Origin of the sequence: Dactylosporangium fulvum, assembly GCF_025137375.1 — a bacterium.
Classification (GTDB): domain Bacteria; phylum Actinomycetota; class Actinomycetes; order Mycobacteriales; family Micromonosporaceae; genus Dactylosporangium; species Dactylosporangium fulvum.
In genome coordinates, this window is sequence record NZ_CP073720.1 from 7434106 (window position 1) to 7452955 (window position 18850).

Here is an 18850-nt window from a genome sequence, read left to right on the forward strand (position 1 = left end):
GCGCTCAGATCTCCTCGTACCCCATCCGCCGGGCGATCGCGGCGCTGATCGCCGCGGCCAACTGGTCGGCATGCTCCTGGTCGAACAGGCTCAGGTGGCTCCCCTTGATCTCGACCGTCGCCACCTCTGCGGCGAAGGCGGACCAGCCACGGTCGCCATCCATGTACCCGGCCGGAAACGGCGGCGCGCCGGCGGGCAGCGGGTCGCTCGCGCGCAGGAGGTCCACCTCGGCCGGGTAGTACTCCGGCCGGTAGTCGAGGAACGCCGCGCGGTTGCGCTCGACCGTCCCGGTCAGCTCGGCCAGCGCCGCGTAGGCGGCACCGGCACCCTCCAGGCGCAGCACGTCGAGCCCCAGGATCGACCCCCGGACCTGGGCGGCGTCCGCCGCCGCGGCCATGAACGAGGGCGGCGCCCAGGTGTCCAGCAGCAGCGTCGCGGCGACCCGCTCGTCGCGGTGCAGCCAGCGACGGGCCATCTCCAGCGCCACGCAGCCGCCCATCGACCAGCCGGCGACCACGACCGGGGCGACGCCGCGTACCGCGTCGACCGCCTCCACGTATCGGGCCGCGATCTCCTCGATCGACGCCGGCGGGGCGTCCGGCGGCGACTGCAGCGCGTACACCGCGAACTCCCGCCCGAGCCGCTGGGCCACCTCGAAGAACGGCAGCACCGAACCGCTCGCGGCGTGTACGAGGACCACCAGCGGCGCGCCCGGGTTCTCGACCAGGCTCACCAGCGCGTCCTCGCCCGCCGAGGCGGCCCGCATCGCGCCCAGCGTCGCCGCCAACGCGCGGACCGACGGGCCGGTGAACACGTCCTGGACGCTCGGCCGCAGCCCGAGCTCACTCGCGCATTGCTCGATCAGCTTGAAGACCAGCAGCGAGTGGCCGCCCATGTCGAAGAAGCTTTCGGTGACACGGACCGAGTCCCGGCGCAGGACCCGGCAGAATATCCCGGCCAGCCGCGCCTCCATCTCGGTCTCGGGTGCGACGGAGCGGTCGGCCTCGGCGGCGTCCGCGCCGCGCTTCCGCAGGTCGAGCAGCGCGGCCACGTCGATCTCGCCGCCGCCCGTCCGGGGGATCTCGTCCACCACCGTGACGGTGGCCGGCATCAGGTAGTCCGGCAGCCGCCGAGCGGCGCCGTCGGCGAGCCCCGTCCCCGGCAGCTCCCGATCCCCGTCCGGCACCACGAAGGCGGCGAGGCCGCCGTCCGGCGCCGCGGTGACAACGGCGCGCCACACGCCGTCCTGGTCGGTGAAGGCCGCCTCGATCTCGGCCGGCTCGACACGCAGGCCGTGGATCCGGACCTGCCGGTCGATCGGGCCAAGGTGCTCCAGCACGCCGTCCTCCCGGTACCGGCCGAGGTCGCCGGTGCGGAACATGCGGGCGCCGGGGGCACCGTACGGGTCGGCCACGAACCGGTGCGCGGTCAGCGCCGCCCGCCGGTGGTACCCGCGGGCCAGGCCGATCTCGCCGCCGACGTACAGCTCGCCGGCCACCCCGATCGGCACCGGCGCCAGCGCCTCGTCCAGTACGTACAGGGCGCGGTGGGCGGCGGGCCGGCCCTTCTCGGTGACCCGGCCGGTCTCGGTCAGCCCGTAGCCGGTGACGAGCTCGCCCGGGAATTCGGCCACGTCCGGCACCATCGACGGCGCGACCGACAGGGTGGTGACGCCGTGCGCGTTGACGTGCTCCGGCAGCCGCCACGGGTCCCGGTGCACCTCCGACGGGCAGATCGCGACCGTCGCGCCCTGGGAGAGCGGCCAGAAGCAGCCGTCGGGCGTTTCCAGGAGCGCGACGTCGCCGGGGCCGAGGGGATGGTCGCGCTGCAGTTGCTCGAGATCGGCCAGCGCCCCCTCGACCGGGTAGGTGACCGCGGTCGGCCGGCCGGTGGTGCCCGCCGTGTAGAGCAGGTGGAGCAGGTCGTGCCCGGTTCCCTCGACCGGCAGGTCGTCCGCGGGTGCGCCGGCCCATCGGTCGGGCTCCGCGAACGAGAGCACCTGCCACGATCCGGCCGGCACGCGGCCCGCCGTCGCCCGGTCGGTGATCACCACGGCCGGGGCGGCGTCGTCCAGCATCGCCCCGAGCCGGTCGTCCGGCAGCTCCGGATCGAGCGGTACGTACGGGGCGCCGAGCTTGGCCGCGGCGTACAGCGCGACCGTCTGGTCGACGCCACGGGAAAGGCACAGCGCCACGACGGTGCCCGGACGGACCCCGGTGTCGCGCAGGAACCACGCCAGCCGGTTGGCCCGGGCGTTCAGCTCGGCGTAGCTGACCTGGCCCTCGTCACCGCGCAACGCGATCGCGTCCGGGGCGCGCCGGACCTGCTCCTCGAACGGCTGCGCCAGCGTGCGGTACGGGACGTCCGGCCGCCCGTACCGGTTGAGCCCGTGCAGCACGCGGTCCCGCTCGGCCGGCGCCAGCAACGGCAGCTCGAACGCACGCGCGTCCGGCCGCTCGGCGGCCGCGACCAGCAGACCCTCGAGGACATCGGCGAACCGGAGCGCGGTCCGCCGGTCGAACAGGTCGGCCGAGTACACGATGATGCCGCCGAGCCCGTCGCCGTCCGTGGACAGGCTCAGGGCCAGGTCCCACATCGCGGAGTTCGTATCCAGCTCCACGCCGACGTCGGCCGCCCCGCCCGCGCCGCCGCCCGGCAGCTGCAGGTTGACCATGGTCTGGAACACCTGGTGCACCCCGGACAGCCGGGGCAGCCCCAGTTCGGCCACCACCCGGTCGTACGGCACGGCCTGATGGTCGTGGGCCTCCAGGAGGGTCTCGTGCACCCGGCGGACGACCTCGCGGAACGTCGGGTCGCCGGACAGATCGGTGCGCAGCGGCACCGACTTCACGAAGCAGCCCACGATCGACTCGGCGACCTCGTGGTCCCGGCCGGCCAGCGGGGTGCCGACGAGGATGTCCCGCTGCCCCGCCATCCGGGCCAGGAACAGCTTGTACGCGGCCAGGACGACGACGAACAGGGTGACCCCCTCGTCCGCCGCCAGCCGCTGCAGACGCGCCAGCAGCGGGCCGGGAATCGTGACCGGCACGGTGTGTCCGGTCCGGCTGGATACGGCCGGCCGGGGGTGGTCCCTCGGCAGGTCCAGCACCGGCAGGTCACCGGCCAACTTGTCGGTCCAGTAGGACAGGTCGCGCTGGACCACCGCCTCGTCGGTGTTCTCGCGTTCCCAGGCCACGTAGTCGAGGAAGCCGGCCGGCGCGGGCGGGTCGAGCGGCCGGCCCGCCAGCAACGCGTCCAGCTCCCGGACGACGTGCAGCCGGGACAGCCCGTCGACGACCAGGTGGTGGAAGTTGGTCGTCAGCATGGTGCGGTCGCCGGGCAGCGCGAATCCGATGATCGTGAAGAAGCACGGCTCGTCGAGCGGGAACGGGCGCTGGACGGCCCGGTTGCTGATCTCGGTGGCCAGTGCCGCCGCCTCGTCCGCCGGCAGGTGTCGCAGGTCGTGCCAGGTCACCGGTGGCTCGATCGGGCCGCAGTCCTGCTGCATCGGCACACCGTCGCGCTCGAACATCCGCACCCGCAGGATGTCGTGCCGGGCCATCAGCTCCGCCGTGGCGGCGCGCAACGTCGCGAGATCCAGCGCCCGCTCCATGATCCGCAGGTCCGGCATGCTGTACTCGCTGCTGTCCGGGTACTGCCGGCAGGAGAACCAGATCCGCGCCTGCGGCGAGTTGAGCGGCACGGCGGTGCCCGGCGGCACCGGGGCGATGCGCGGGGCTTCGACCGCGGTGCCCCGCTCGCGCAGCAACTTCATGAGCAGTCGCTGCTTGTCCACGTCCAGTCTGGTCATCGGCTTACCCCTCCCGGGTCGCCGAGCCGCTCGGCGACGTCGTCGTCGGACAGCGCGGCCAGCTCAGCGACCAGCGCCTTCTCCAGGTACGCGGCCACGCCCGCGATCGTCGGCGCGTTGAAGAACTGCCGGACGGTGACCGCCACCCCGAACCGGGTCTTGATCCGGTGCAGCATCTGCAGGGCCGACAGCGAGGTGCCGCCGGCGGCGAAGAAATTCTGGTTGCGACCGATCTGGTTGACCTGCAGCAGGTCGCGCCACACCTCGGCGATGTCCGCCTCGATCAGCGAGGCGACCTCCGAGACACCGGTGCGGGCCTCCCGGTCCCGGGTGGTCGGAACGGGCAGCGCCTGCCGGTCCACCTTGCCGGACGGGGTCAGTGGCAGGGCGTCCAGCTTCACGTACACCGCCGGCAGCAGGTACTGGGACAGGTACCCGGCCGCGTACTCGGCCACCTCGGGGATGACCGCGTCCGGGCCGACCAGGTAGGCCACGATCTCCTTGACGCCGGGCTCGTCCTCCCGGATCGCCACGACCGCCCGCTCGACCGCCGGGTGGCTGCCCACCACCGCCTCGATCTCGCCGGGCTCCACCCGCACGCCCCGGACCTTGGCCTGGCCGTCCGCCCGGCCCGCGTAGTGCAGCAGGCCGTCGTCGTCCCGACTGGCCAGGTCGCCCGTGCGGTACAGCCGCTCCCCCGGCACCACCGGGTAGGGATGCGGCAGGAACCGTTGCGCCGTCAGCTCCGGCTGGCCCAGATAGCCCCGGGCCAGGCCGTCCACGCCGGCGACGTACAGCTCGCCGACCACGCCCGTGGGCACCGGCCGGAGCGCTTCGTCCAGAACGTACAGCCGGTAGCCGTTGACCGCCCGGCCCATCGGGACGCCGCCGCCGGCCGGCCAGGCACGCCCGGTCCAGAGCGCGACCTCCGAGGTCTCCGTCTGGCCGTACGCGTTGTGCAGGTCGACGTCGAAGCGGACGGCGAACCGCTCCAGGAGCGCGGCCGGCACCGCCTCGCCGGACGTCTGCACGCAGCCGAGGTCCGGGTACCTGGTGGCCGGAACCGTGGCCAGGTACATGTCCAGCATCGACGGGACGAAGTGGGCCAGCACCGTGCCCGGCGTGGCGAGCAGCTCGGCCAGGTACGGCACGTCCGTCTCCGTGCCCGCCTCGGCCAGTTCCACCGTGGCGCCGGCGGCGAGCGTCGCGAAGATCTCCCAGATCGCGACGTCGAAGATCAACGGCGTCTTGTGCACCACCCGCCGGCCGGGGCCGAGCTCGTACCGCCGGGCGATCCACTCCGCCCGGGACGCCGCGCAGCCGTGGTCGATGGCGACGCCCTTGGGCCGGCCCGTGGACCCCGACGTGTAGTAGACGAAGGCCGTGTTCCGCGGGTGGATCCGGACGGCGCCGCGGCCCTCTTTGACGTCCAGCGCGGCCGGGTCGACCATCGGTAGGCCCTCCAGCCCGGCCGGCGTCGGCTCAGCGGCGATCACCGCCGCCATCGCGCAGTCGGCGGCGATCCAGCGCAGGCGCTCGGCCGGGTAGCCGGCATCCAGCGGCACGAAGCCGGCACCCGCGCGGAGCACCCCGAGCAGCGCCGCGATCGACTCCACCGAGCGCGGGACGCACACCCCGATCAGGGCTTCCGGCCCGACGCCGGCGGCCGCCAGCGCGCTCGCCACCGCCTCGGCCCGGGCGTCCAGTTCGGCGTAGCTGACGGCGGTCGTCCCCGCCCGCACGGCCACCGCGGCCGGGTCGCGGGCCAACGCCGCGTGGAAACCGGCGTGCAGCAGTGTCCCGGCGGCGCTGCGATCCTCGTGGCCGGCGTTGATCGCGGCCAGCTGGGCGGTGACCGCGGCGGCTGGCAGCAGCGGCAACTCGGCCAGCCGGGCCGACGGGTCCGCCAGCGCCGATTCGAGGAGCGTCACCAGGGCGTCCTGCCAGCGGTCGGCGGACGGGCGGTCGAACCGGCGGGCGGCGTACTCCACCTCGCCGGCGAGTGTCCCGGCGTCCAGCCGCAGCGTGCAGGTCAGCGCCACCTTGGCGGTACCGGAGTGGACCAGCTGCTCGGTGATCTCCAAGCCGTCGATCTCACCGCCGCCGTCCACCGGGGTGGACTGGAGGACGAACATGGTCTGGAAGACGGGGTTCTCGGCGGCGTCCCCGCCGCGGGAAAGGCCGCCGACCATCTCCGCGAACGGCAGGTCCTGCCGGGACAGGGCCTCGGCCAGCGCCGCGTCGGTGCGCTCCACCAGCTCCCGGAACCGCATCCCGGGGGTGAACCGCATCCGCAGCGGAACGGTGTTGACCAGGTATCCGATCAGGTCCTCGGTCCCCGGCCGGACCCGGCCGGCCATCGGGACCCCGACCACCACGTCGTCGGCGCCGCCGGTCATCCGGTGCAGTGTGCCGAGGAAACCGGCGAGCAACACGCCGAACGGGGTCGATCCGCAGGCGCGGGCCACCCGCTCCACCTCGGCCCGGCCGACGCCGGCGAGCCCGAGCGGGATCGAGAACCCGGCCTGGCCCTCCGCCCCGGTCGGCCGGCCCGGTTCCACCACCGGCGCGTCGCCGTCGAGCTGGTCCGCCCAGTACCGGCGCTGCCCGGCCGCCTCCTCCGAGCTCAGCCAGCGTTCCTGCCAGGCCACGTAGTCGGCGAACCGCACGGACGGTGCCGGCAGCGGGCGGCCCAGGTACAGCGCGGCGAACTCTCGCCAGAACACCCCGAGCGACCACGCGTCGAAGGCGCTGTGGTGCACGTCGAGCAGCCACAGGTGCTGCTCGTCGGCGACCCGGTAGCAGGAGGACCGCACCAGCGGGCCGGCGGACAGGTCGAACGGGCGGGCCGCGTCGGCCTCGGCACGGCGCGTCGCGGCCGCGCGGTCGGCGACGGTCGTCACCTCGGTCCGGACCGGCGCCGGCGGCTGGAGCCGGGACCAGACCTGGCCGTCCCGTTCCGCGAGGGTGGTCCGCAGCGCCTCGTGCCGAGCCGCCAGCGCGGTGAGCGCGGCATCCATCCGGTCGACGTCGAGCGGACCGGAGATCCAGTACCCGAGGGGTACGGCGTAGGTCGGGGCACCGTGGTGCAGCCGGTCCAGGTACCAGAGTGCGGCCTGGCCGCGCGACGCCGGCCGCCACTCGTCATGCTCGCCGGCCGCCGCGACGACGCCCTCGCCGGTGTCTCGCCGGCGGGTCCCCTCGATCAGCGCGGCGAGGCCGGTCACGGTCGGCGCGGAGCGCAGCTGGTTGAACGTCAGTGCCGCGCCGGTGACCTGGGCGACGCGACTGAGCAGTTGCAGCCCGCGCAGGGAGTCGCCGCCCGCCGCGAAGAAGTCCTCGTCGGCACCGGCCGGCCGGCCGAGCACCTCGGCGACGAGTCGCGCGACGACAGCCTCCACAGTGGACGGCATGGCCGGGTCGGGGTGGTCGGCGCCGACCGGCGCGGGTGGTGGCGGCAGCTCGGACGGCAGCGCCTTTCCGTTCAGCGGGGACCGCGGGATCCGGTCCAGCCAGACGATGGTCTGCGGGAGCATGACGGCGGGCAGCCGGCCAGCCAGCTCGGCGCGGAGCGCGACGTCCGCGGCCGGCGTGTGTTCCCCCTCGACGTACGCGATCAGGCGAGCGCCGGAGACCGGGTCGTCGGCCGCGACCACGACGGCGTCGCGCACGCCGGCGCAGGCCCGCACCGCGTTCTCCACCTGGCCGGGCTCGACCCGAAATCCACGGATCTTGACCTGACGGTCGGACCGGCCGAGAAACTGCAGGTTCCCGTCCGGCAGCCGGCTGGCCCGGTCACCGGTCCGGTACATCCGCGTGCCGGGCGGCCCGAACGGGTCCGGCCAGAACCGGTCGGCGGTGGTGGACGGCGCACCCAGATAGCCGCGGGCCAGCCCGAAGCCGGCGATCCACACGTCCCCGGGTTCGCCGTCGGCCACCGGCGCCAGCTCGTCGTCGAGCAGGTGCACGGTCACCCCGGGCAGCGGTCGCCCGATCGGCACGAGTCCGATCTCGGGCAGGTTCGCCGGGTCCGGCCGGTACGTGGTGCAGCTGATCGTGGTCTCGGTGGGCCCGTAGTCGGCGACGAAGTCCACCGGTCGCGAGCCGACGACCTCCAACCAGGCGGTGAGCTTGTCCATCCGCAGCTTGTCACCGCCGATGAACACCGTGCGCAGGCCGTCGGGCAGCGACACGATCCCGGCGACGAGGTCGTCCGTCCACTGGTGCCAGTAGTTGCTCGGCAGGCTCACCATGGTCGCCCCGCGGGCCGTGATCAGTTCGGTCAGCTCGACGCTGGTCGGACGGGGTGTGTCCGGCAGCACGACCGCCCCACCGGCCAGCAATGCCGGCAGCACCTCCTCCAGCGAGGCGTCGACGTGCATCGAGGTGAACTGCAGGAACCGGTCGGTCGGCCGCAGGCCCAGCTCCGCCCGGATCGCGGTGGCGTGCCCGGCCAGGCTGGCGTGCGAGACCCCGACGGGCTTCGGCCGGCCGGTCGAGCCGGAGGTGAAGATGCAGTACGCGAGATTGCCGGGCCACATCACGGGCGCCGCACCGCCGGCCGGGTCCGGGCCGGCCAGGTCGGCCAGGTCGGCCAGGTCGACCACCGAGAACCCGGAGCCGTCGAACTCCCGCTCCGGTCCACCGCGCAGCACGAGCTCGACCCCGGCGTCGGCCAGCATCCCCGCCACCAGCTTGGCGGGCAGCGCGGCGTCGAGCGGGACGTAGACGCCACCGGCCTTCCACACGGCCAGCAGCGTCACCAGCCAGCGGGCGGACTGTTCGACGGCGACCCCGACCCGGACCTCGGGCCGCACGCCGCGCGCGGCGAGCCGGCCGGCCAGGTCGTCGGCCAGGTCGTTGAGCTGGCGGAAGCTCAGGACACCGGCACCGGATATGACCGCCGCCGCGTCCGGGGTGCGCGCCGCCTGAGCCTCGATCAAATGATGTACGCAAAGATCGGACATCGATCGCCTACCTCCGCATCCGTTTCGAAAGAATGAAGTGCGCGGGATCAGGCGACCGCGCCGTCGACCGTGGCTCGCCGCCAGCTGTGGTACAGGCCGGCGTAGACGCCGCCCGCGGCGACCAGTTCGTCGTGCCGGCCGCGTTCCACCAGCCGGCCGTCGTCGAGCACGATCACCTCGTCGGCCCGTTCGGCGGCGGCCAGCCGGTGCGCGACGGTCACCGACGTGCGGCCCGCGGTCAGCCGGCGCAACGCCTCGACGAGCGTCAGCTCGATCCGCGGGTCCACGGCCGAGGTCGCCTCGTCGAGGATCAGGCAGGCCGGGTCGGCCAGGTGCGCGCGGGCCAGGGCGACCAGCTGCCGCTCGCCCGCGGAGAGGCTCTCGCCACGCTGCCCGACCGGGGTGTCCAGGCCGCCCGGCAGGTTGGCGAGGAAGGCTCCCGCGCCCAGCTCGTGGAAGGCGTGCTCGATCTCGGCGCGGGTGGCGGACGGCCGCCCGTACCGGACGTTCTCCTCGACCGTGGTGTCGAACAGGAACGGTTCCTGCGGCACGACCACCAGGCGGGAGCGCAGCGACTCGGTCGCGACCTCCCGCACGTCCACGCCGCCGATCAGGATGCGGCCGCGGTCAGGATCGGCCAGCCGGGCGATCAGCTTGGTCAGCGTCGTCTTGCCCGATCCGGTGGCGCCGACCAGCACGACCTGGCGGCCGGCCGGGACCTCGAACGACACGTCGGTCAGGGTCGTGCCGGCGTCCGGGTAGCCGAAGCTGACGTTCTCCACGACCACCGCCGGCGGGCCGGCCGGCAGCTGCCGGCCGTCGACCGGCTCGGCGACGTCCTCGACGATGTCCAGCAGCGCCAGCACCCGTCGCCAGCCGGCGACCGCGTTCTGCGTGAAGTCGATGACCTGGGTGAACTCGGCGATCGGCGCCAGGAACAGGGTCACCAGCAGGATGAACGCGACCAGCTCGCCGGCGCTGTGCCCGGTCGACGGGCCGATCGCCAGGCCCACCGCGACGACGCCGACCACGATGATCACGGCGAACAGGTCGGCGAGGGAGAGCAGCACGCCGCCCAGATATCCGGCGCGGGTCTTCGCGTCCCGCCACCGGTGGATGGTCGCCGCGGTCCGCCGGAGGCTCGGCGCCGTGATGCCGTAGGCGCGGACGACGGCCGCGCCCTGGATGGTCTCCGAGGTCACCGTGAGCAGATCGGCGACGCGGCCCCGGACCGCGGAGTACGCGGCGCCGAGGCGGCCGGCCAGCACCCGGATGAGGACGAGCAGCGGCACGGTCAGCGCGACCGTGACCAGCGTCAGCCAGATGTCGTAGTACGCCATGCCGGCGAGGGCGGCCAGCATGATGGCGCCGTTCACCACCCAGGCGATACCGCCCCACTGCAGGAACTGGCTGAGGGTCTCGACGTCGGAGGTCACCCGGGACACCAGCTTCCCGCGCGTCTCGGCCGAGTGGTAGGCCACGCTGAGCCGGTGCACGTGGACGAAGGCGCGGACCCGCAGGCCGAACAGCGCGCGCTCGCTGGCGACCGCGAGGCGCAGCAGGCCGGCCCAGTTGACCAGGGCGGTGCCCAGCACCGCCACCGCCGCCAGCGCGCCCAGGCGGAGCAACTGGCCGGCGTCGATGTGTCCGGTGCTGAGTCCCCGGTCGATGAGCTGCTGGATGAGGACCGGCACGGCCAGCCGGCCGACCCCGCCGAGCAGCGCGAGGACGATCGTCAGGGCCAGGCCGTCGCGGATCTCCGGGATGGCGGCGAGACCGCGGCGTACCACCGCGACCGTCGACCCGGTGACACTCTCGGCGTCGGCCGGAACCGTGGTCATGCCGCCACCCGCTCTCGCTCGTAGGCCCGGGTCAGCCGGTCGTAGCCGTCGATCCGCAGCAGGTCCGTGTGGGTGCCGACGCCGGCCACCCGGCCGCGGTCGAGGTAGACGACCGCGTCGGCCAGCGCCAGCGTCGCGGCGCTGCTGGTGACGACGATCGTGGTCGTGGACGGCAGGCTGGTCGCGAGCCCGCTCATGATCTCCTGCCGGGTGGTGGCGTCGACGGCGGACGTCGCCTCGTCCAGCAGGAGCACCCGTGGCCGGCGGACCAGCGCCCGGGCCAGCGCGATGCGTTGTCGTTCGCCGCCGGAGAGCGTCACCCCACGCTCGCCGACCCGGGTTGCCAGCCCGTCCGGCTGGCCCTCCACCAGGGCGGTGGCCCGGGCGAGCCGGAGCGCCTCGTCCAGCCGCTCCCGGTCGGTGTCCGCGGGGGCGGAGTCGAAGTCGAGCAGGACGTTCTCGGCCAGGGTGCCGGCGAACAGGAACGGCTCCTGGAAGACCGCCGCGCACGCCGCCGCCCGGTCGGCCGCGGCGACCCGGTACAGGTCCACCCCGTTCAGCAGCACCGTGCCGCCGGTCGGGGGAAGCAGGCCGGCCAGCGCCAGGAGCAGCGTGCTCTTGCCCGACCCGGTGCTCCCGGTGATCGCGACGGTCGCGCCGGCCGGGACGTCGAAGCTCACCTCGGAAAGGACCGCCGGGCCGTCCGGGTAGGCGAACCCGAGATCGCGGACGCGCAGTTCGAGCGGGCCGTCCGGCAGCGGCTGCGGATCCACCACGGCCGGCGGCGGCGTCTCGCCGAGGACCTCCTGGACCCGGCTGTATCCGGCCAGCATGCGCGGCATGCCGCCGAGCACGTTGCCGATCGTGCGCACCGGCACCACCAGCAGGGCGAACAGGTTGATGAAACTGACCAGGGTGCCGACCGTGATCGCGCCGCTGTTCACCCGCCACGCCCCGACCACCACCATGATCAGCGACGTGGCCATCGGGATCAGCTCGAACAGCGTGTCCAGCATCGTCTCCCGGACGGCCAACGTGACCTTCGCGTCGCGCAGCCGGGCCGACTCGGCGGCGAACCTGTCCCGCTCGGCGCGGTCCAGGCCGAGCGTCTTCACCAGGAACGCGCCGTCGAAGCTCTCGTGGGCGACCGCGGTCACCCGCCCCAGCCGCTCCTGGGCCTCCGCGGCGGGCGCCTCGACCCGTTTCTGGTAGAAGGAGTTGACCAGCAGCAGCGCCGGGATCATGGCACCGCCGGCCAGGGCCAGGATCGGGTCCACCGCCAGCGTCCAGCCGGCGGTGATCAGGAACAGCAGGAACATGCCGAGCACGTGCGGCATCCGGGCCGGCAGTTCCGCGGCCGCCTCCGGGTCGGTGGTGACGTGCGCCAGCTTCTCGCCGGTCGGGTGGGCCTGGTGGTACGCCATCGGCAGCGCGTCGTACCGCTCGACCACGGCCTCCCGCAGGGTGGCGTCGAAACGGGCCCGGGTCGCGGTGGAGGTCCATCGCTGGATCAGCCCCGCCGCGCCCTGCACCACGCCGATCGCGAGCACGACCAGGACCACGGCGAGCGCGGTGCCGGTGACCACCCGGCCGTCGTCGAACCTCGGTATCACCACGTGGTTGACCAGCTCGCCGAGCGCGACGGACCAGGCGACCAGGCCCGCGCCGTACAGCAGCGAGCCGGCCAGTCCCCAGCTCATCGGGCCCGGATGGGCGCGGAAGGCGGCGAGCAGCAACGCTCGCGATCGGCGGACGAGGTTGGGCCGCGCGGCTGGTTTCTGATCCGCCATCGCACCTTCCTGTCATTTACGTTCGTCAATGTAGTTCGCCCCGGAAACGCGCGGATCCGGGCCGGTGTCGGGACAGCGCGTGCCGCTCAGAAGTACGAGCGCAGATCGCCGCGGCGGCGGACGTCCGTGGTGGCGCAGTGGAACGAGCCGCCGAAGCTGTTGAAATGCCGGAAGGGACACGGGATCGGCGTGATGCCCCAGCTCTCGGCCAGCCGCTGCATCGGAACGTCCTGCGCCTCGACGAGCATGTGCGTCTCGTCCAGCATCAGGACGTTCATATTGATCCACTTGCTGGTCATGTACAGCGGGTGGCCGTCCGGGATGACCGGTTCCGGCGCCCGGCGCACCTCCCAGTCCTTGAACTGGTTCGGCACCTCGACCACCCGGTCCGGGTGGATGAGCAGCTTCCCGGGCGCGAGCGGCATCAGGCTCGCGTCGATGTGCATGGGATGGTCGTCGACCAGCTCGACCACGTGCACCTGGTATTCGTCGCCGATCTCCCGGCGCACCCACTCGATGCCCATCATGTTCGTGACGTGGCTGCGCTGCACGAAGATGTCCCGGCCGCACCGGATGAAGTCGGCAGCGTCGAAGGTCGGCTCGAACTCCGTGATCACCGACCGGAACGGCTCGCCATCCGGCTGGTCGGTCCAGCCCTCGACGTACAGCTCGTCGCTGAGCTCCGGGCGCGGGCCGGCGCTCCACCGGGCGCCGGCCCGGAAGTACTCCTTGAGCAGGGGCCGGTAGGCCGAGCTGGCGAAGTAGCGGGACCGCCACGCCATCGGCGCCTCGATGATCTGGTCGCCGACCACCAGCAGCAGGTCGCGCGGCATCGCGTCGTAGAGACCGGTGCTGGTCCAGCCCGGCGCGCCGTACGACCGGCCGTGGTCGCGCGGGTCGGGCCGGCGGACCCGCACGCCCTCGTTCTCCAGGATCTCGACGAGCTGGTCGAGCTCGTCGCGGGCGGCGGCGATCTCGTCGGCCGGGAACGGACGGCCGGCCCGTTCCCGGAACACCGCGCGCTGGGCCGGCGAAAGCGGCGCGGCGGTCACGGCGTCGTACGGCGGGAAGTGCGCACCGTCGACGGTGCCGACGATGACCTCCTCCAGCGGATCCCACTCGTTGTAGGAGCTGACCGGAGACCCGGTCGCGCCCTCTGACTCAGCCACTGTGCGTCCTCCGCTCATGGGGGATCTTGAGACTGCGGATGTTCATCAGCGGGAGTTGCTCATGGCAGCCCGCAGGCTGGCCGGGCGCATGTCCGTCCACAGCTCCCCGATGCGCGCCAGACAGTCCTCCCGGGACGCCGGCTCGCCGACCGGCTCCCACCCGGCCGGTACCGTCCGGCCCGACCGCCAGATCGAGTACTGCTCCTCGTCGTTACGCACGATCACGTACATCTCGTCGGTGTCGGTCATGACTGCCTCTCGCTCTCGGTCCGGACCGCGTGCGGCTCCGGCGACAGGGGGAACCGGCCGGACAGTGCCTCGATCTCGATCTCGACCCCGACCGAACCGCCGGCGCGTGCGGCAGGCCCGGAATCCGCCGGGTCGAGCCGAGCCAGGTGCGCCACGAGCAGGTCCCGGTCGGTCACCAGCCGGGCGCACCCGCGGACGTCGATCGACATCGAGTTCCCGGCCGGCGGCTCGCCGGGCGGCGCCGCGTCCGGCTGGAACACCGCCAGCACCTTGCCGCCGTCCAGCAGCGGTAGCTGCGGATCGGTCCGGCCGAGCAGGCCGAACAGGACGCCGTGGCGACCGCGGTCGCGATCCAGCACCAGCGGCAGCCGGGTGGCGACCGGGAACTCCCCCGGACCGGCGCTCACCAGCGTGCCGGATCCGCACCGGTCGATCAGCGCCACCAGCGTCGCGGTGTCCGGCTCGGCGTCGTGCCGCGCCGGCGGGACCGCGCGGGCCAGCGACCCACCGTCCTTGGCGATGGCCGTGATGATCTGCTTGGACCGGAAGGGCAGCAGCGACAGCAGCGTGTCGCCGAGCCCGTGCGTCGCCTCGGCGAAGCCCTGCACGTACAGGCCGCAGGTCAGCTCCTCGGTGGCACGCACCCGGTGATCCCGGGAGACCACCGGCCGGCCGTCGCCGTCGGTGTCCAGGTAGGGCAGGACCTCGCGGTACATCGCCGGGTCCAGTTCGCGCCGGTACCCGGTGGCCAGCACCAGGCCGTCGGCACGGAGCACGCGGGACCCGCCGCCGAAGCGGCTGTCGACCCCGATCCGGATGCCCGCGCCGTCGGCCCCGGCCCGGGTCAGCCGGGAGCCGTCGTGCACCACGAGCCGGGTGCGGCCGCGGACCTCGTCGGCGTAGACCAGCCGGTACAGGTCGTCGAGAAAACCTTCCTCCACCACGCCGTAGTTGGTGGTCCGCAGGCTGGCGGCGTAGTCGCGCCGGTTCGCCTCGTTGCGGGAGTAGAAGTCGTCGGCGTTGGCCTCGAAGAACTGCTCGTTCGCGAACGGGTTGTTGTCGGTGGCGCGCAGCGAGTACCCGGGCAGGATCAGGTGGACGCGGGCGTTGCGGTACCGGCCCAGCAGGTAGTGGGTGATTTCGCCGGCGCTCTGCCCGTCGCCGGCGACCGCGAACTCCCACTCGCGGTCGTGGTCGGTGAACGTCCCAGGGACCGTGGACAGGAACGCGCTGGAGTGCACCACCGTCGGGCCGAGCGTCACCGCGTCCGGCACGCGGGGTACACCGCCGAGCGCGTGCACGATGTTGCGGGCGTGGTACTCGACGACCTCGCCGGTCGCGGTGTCGGTCGCGGTCACCCGAAACAGCGACAGCGCGCCGTCGTCGTCGCGGACCGGGGTCACCGCGCGGACCGCGGAGCGGTAGCGCACCATGCCGCCGAACTGCGCGGCGACCCACCGCAGGTAGTCCTGGAACTCCAGCCGGGTCGGCCGGAACTCGGCGAGGTTCACGAACTTCTCCAGCCGTCCCTTGGCCTTCTCGTACTGGAGGAAGGTGAAGGGGCTGGCGAGGTTCCTCAAGGACACCAGGTCCTTGAGGAAGGAGATCTGCATCCGGGCACCGTCGATGAGCATGCCCTCGTGCCAGCGCGTGTCCGGGGAGCGCTCCAGGAACAGGCATCTGCGATCCGGCACGATCTCCTGGGCGGCGATCGCGAGCGCGATGTTCGATGGTCCGAAGCCCAGTCCGATCACGTCGTACGGGTCGTCCGGCGTGCCGAGATTCCTCACGTACCGCTCCCTCCTCGACCGCCTGCCCGGCTCATCCGGCGGGCAGGGTCGCTGACGAGCGCTCGGCGATGCGACCGGTGTCCAGGAAGCCGACCATGGCCGGCACCGGGGACACGACGCGACCGGCCTCGTCGAGCCGCTGCTGATACTGCGCCGCGACCTCGGGGAGCCGGCTCCAGTGCGTCGCGGGGCGCAGATGGTGCTCCTGGTGGTATCCGTCGTTGAAGGTCAGCCGGTTGTACAGCCGGCCGTAGTGGCTCACCGAGTTCGCGTACCGGCTGTCCGGCTCCGCGCCGAAGTGCCGGTAGTAGTTCTGGACGTTGACCAAGGTGAATGCCACCGCCACCGCGGGCAGGTAGCACAGCAGCACCCACTGCCAGGACAGGACGGCGAGCAGCACGGTGAAGGCCAGCTGCGCGAGCCGGTCGTAGCGGATCTGGGCGAGCTCGGCCGCGCGCCGACCCGGGTGCCGGGCGGCCAGCCCTCGCAGCGTGGCCTCCTGCGGGCCGACTCCGCACAACCGGCGCAGGGATGCCCAGGTGCCCGCGTACTCCTGGATCGAGGCGGCGAGACTGCAGGCCAGGTACCGCCAGAGCGGTGCGTGCTCGTCGTCCCGGCTGTACCGGTAGGTGGAGCTGAGGTCGGCGGTGGTCCCGTCGCGCTTGCGGTCGTTGTTGTACCGGTGGTGGTTGCGGACGTGGCTCAGGTGGTACGCCTGCACCGACTGCGCGATGTTCGCCGAGCTCACCATCGACACGACCGCGTTCAGCCGGTCGTCGGTGAACCAGGGCTGGTGCACGAAGAGGTGCGAAACCACGATCAGCGAGTACGTCATCATGGCGGCGACCAGGATCGCCGAGCCGAGCCGCGGCCACAGCCCGCCCGGCGTCAGCGCGGCCAGCGCGATCGTGCCGGCGAACTGCGCGATGCAGATCCCGAGCAGGATGGCGTCGGCCGGACTGTTGCGCCATAACCGCCGGGGCTTACCGTCGACCATTTCACCATCACCTTCCCGAGTGCTCTTCGACGTAGCCCGGGCACGCCTGCCGGCTGCCCTCGGCGGGCACGATCCGTCAGGCGGTTCGACCCTGGCGAATGCCGCTCGTCGCTCGTGACCGTCCGATCGACCGTAGGCAGCGCCTGCCCTACCAGCGCAGTCACGTGAACCGGCGACGCGGCGCCCGGCCCGCTACGCGGACCATCCGTTGGTGGCGCCGTCGTCGATGATGACGGTGGTTTCGGCCATGGCGCGGCGGAAGCGGTCGAGGGCCCGGCCGGGCGTAGGCAGCGTCACTCGCGGGCCGCCCCAGCCGGGGCGCCCGGGGATCGCCGACCCGTCAGTCGGAGAGCTTGAAGATCAACTCTGTGATGGTCGCCTGGCGCGCGCCGGCGAACGAGTCCTCGCTGCCGACAAGAACGAACCCGTTGCGCTCCAGCACCCGAACGGAGCCGAGGTTGTCCTCGGCGACCCGGCCGTGCAGCGGCCGGACCGTCACCTCGTCGAGCAACGCCGCGACGGCCGCGGTGGCCACGCCCCGGCCCCACCAGTCCTTCCGGATCCAGTAGGTGACTTCGATATCGCCCTCGACCGGGTAGGCGCCCACGCTGCCGACGACTTCGCCGCCGATCTCGACGGCCTTCATGATCATCGCGTCGTTAGCCAGGAACTTCCGGTGCTTTTGCAGGTAGGCGTCGCGATCCCGGGTGGTCTCGTCGGTGAAGGCGGCCAGGTGCCGGGCGGTGTCGTCGAGCTGGATCTCGAAGATCGTCGGGAGGTCGTCCTCCCGCAGAGTCCGCAGCGAGACTCCCCCAGCCACGTTGTCTGCCACCGCGCGCCCCCATGTCGAGAGATACAGGTCATTGCGGTTCAAAGCGCATCCGAGGCTAGCACATCGCCGGCCGTCCGCCGGGGTGGCCGCGCAGCGCCGGCGCGGTGCGGAGCCGTTTTACGGGACACCGCGCCCCAATGGCACGGCGCTAGGTTTCTTGGCAGGAATTCCGGCCGGTTTTGCCTCACTGCCGTGCACCGTGACCCGCCGTGCGAAGCCGACGTCGCGTTGAACGGTGACGAGCGAAGGAGGGCCCATCGTGGTGCGGCAGAGCGAGCTGTTGACGCCCCAGATATCCGAATATCTCGATTTTCTGGACCGCGGGGAAATGATCTATCTCCCCTATCTGATGTATTTCAATCGGCCGAACTTCCGATCAGCCGCCATCAACACCGACCAGTTCGGATTCCGGATGTCCCACGGTCCGAGCGGTCGGGCGTCCGTCGGAGGAGACCGGCTCGACGGGCCGGTCCGCCTGCTGGTGGGTGGTTCGGGGTCGCTGGGTTACGGCGCCACGAACGACGGGGCCACGCTCGCCTCCCGGCTCTGGATGAAACACGCGCCGTCGCGGCCCTGGCTCAACTTCGGCGCCCCCTACTTCAACTCCACCCAGGAGTTGATGCTGTTCATGCTCTACCGGCACCTGCTTCCGCCGGTCGACGAAATCGTCATCTTCAGCGGCTTCAACAACCTCGTCATGGCGCAGCTCACCGATTTGCAGCTCCAGGGACAGGGCCCGTTCTTCTTCTGCAACGAGTACTTCGAGAAGATGCAGGAACTGCGGAAACGGTACGCGAAGCCGGTCAAGGGTCCGCGGTGGCGGACCGGACCGAAGCCGCCGCCGTACCCGACCCAGCCGTCGGCGACGGAGGTCCGCCCGACGCCGGCGGCCATGATCGAGTCCGCCGTCGACCTCACGATGCGGCACCTCGACAGCTGGCTCGTGATGGCCGCCGCGACCGGCGCCCGGGTGAGCTACGTCCTGCAGCCGCTGGCCACCTGGCTCCGGGAGGAGCCGGCCCCCCAGGAGAAGCTGCTGTTCGACGAGTTCGACCAGCTCTCCGAGTACGGGACCTGGGAGGAGCGCTACGGCGTTGTCGGAAGCATCGCGACCGGAGCCGCCTACGCGGCGGCCCTGGGCGCGGGCTGCGCGCGCAAGGGCATCCCGTTCGTCGACATGGTCTCCCGGCTCGCCACGGTGGTAGGTCCGTCGGACTGGCTCTTCGTCGATCGCGGGCACTGCAACGACGACGGCTACGACATCGTCGCGGAGTTGCTCGCCGAAAGCCTCGAGCTGTCGTGAGGCACGGACGTCGACTCGCCGGCAAGGGGAGGTGATTTCGCCGTGGCGTTTCTGCGCAGAGCGATAGCCAAGCTCTTTCGACGTAAGAAGAGGAAGAAGCG

The 18850-nt window shown here is 72.5% G+C and carries 10 protein-coding genes; 1 reads left to right on the forward strand and 9 read right to left on the reverse strand.

The window, feature by feature from the left end; translation table 11 throughout:
- Positions 1-4: 4 nt before the first annotated feature.
- From Dfulv_RS34115 to Dfulv_RS34160, 9 genes are all read right to left on the reverse strand, one after another.
- Positions 5-3811 carry a non-ribosomal peptide synthetase gene (locus tag Dfulv_RS34115; RefSeq protein ID WP_259857931.1) on the reverse strand — a complete coding sequence of 1269 codons (3807 nt, stop codon included), beginning with the start codon at positions 3809-3811 and terminating at the stop codon, positions 5-7.
- Positions 3808-8754, reverse strand: coding sequence for a non-ribosomal peptide synthetase (locus tag Dfulv_RS34125; RefSeq protein ID WP_264675827.1), 4947 nt, complete (start codon positions 8752-8754; stop codon positions 3808-3810). Before Dfulv_RS34125 ends, Dfulv_RS34115 begins: the two co-directional genes overlap by 4 nt.
- A 71-nt stretch (positions 8755-8825) precedes the next feature.
- Positions 8826-10619 carry an ABC transporter ATP-binding protein gene (locus Dfulv_RS34130; protein ID WP_259857932.1) on the reverse strand — a complete coding sequence of 598 codons (1794 nt, stop codon included), beginning with the start codon at positions 10617-10619 and terminating at the stop codon, positions 8826-8828.
- Positions 10616-12409 carry an ABC transporter ATP-binding protein gene (locus tag Dfulv_RS34135; RefSeq protein ID WP_259857933.1) on the reverse strand — a complete coding sequence of 598 codons (1794 nt, stop codon included), beginning with the start codon at positions 12407-12409 and terminating at the stop codon, positions 10616-10618. Before Dfulv_RS34135 ends, Dfulv_RS34130 begins: the two co-directional genes overlap by 4 nt.
- Positions 12410-12495: 86 nt before the next feature.
- The gene (locus Dfulv_RS34140; protein ID WP_259857934.1) at positions 12496-13578 is read right to left on the reverse strand and encodes an amidinotransferase; all 1083 of its coding nucleotides are present in this window, start codon (positions 13576-13578) and stop codon (positions 12496-12498) included.
- Positions 13579-13623: 45 nt separating this feature from the next.
- The gene (locus Dfulv_RS34145) at positions 13624-13827 is read right to left on the reverse strand and encodes an MbtH family protein (protein WP_259857935.1); all 204 of its coding nucleotides are present in this window, start codon (positions 13825-13827) and stop codon (positions 13624-13626) included.
- Complete coding sequence (locus Dfulv_RS34150) at positions 13824-15617, reverse strand: SidA/IucD/PvdA family monooxygenase (RefSeq protein ID WP_259857936.1); 1794 nt, start codon at positions 15615-15617, stop codon at positions 13824-13826. The genes Dfulv_RS34145 and Dfulv_RS34150 overlap by 4 nt, the downstream gene beginning before the upstream one ends.
- 31 nt (positions 15618-15648) lie before the next feature.
- Complete coding sequence (locus Dfulv_RS34155; RefSeq protein WP_259857937.1) at positions 15649-16614, reverse strand: fatty acid desaturase family protein; 966 nt, start codon at positions 16612-16614, stop codon at positions 15649-15651.
- Positions 16615-16954: 340 nt separating this feature from the next.
- Positions 16955-17446 carry a GNAT family N-acetyltransferase gene (locus Dfulv_RS34160; protein WP_259857938.1) on the reverse strand — a complete coding sequence of 164 codons (492 nt, stop codon included), beginning with the start codon at positions 17444-17446 and terminating at the stop codon, positions 16955-16957.
- 259 nt (positions 17447-17705) lie between these two features.
- Between Dfulv_RS34160 and Dfulv_RS34165 the strand changes: the two genes are divergently transcribed.
- Positions 17706-18749, forward strand: coding sequence for an Inducer of phenazine A (locus tag Dfulv_RS34165; protein ID WP_259857939.1), 1044 nt, complete (start codon positions 17706-17708; stop codon positions 18747-18749).
- Positions 18750-18850 lie beyond the last annotated feature (101 nt).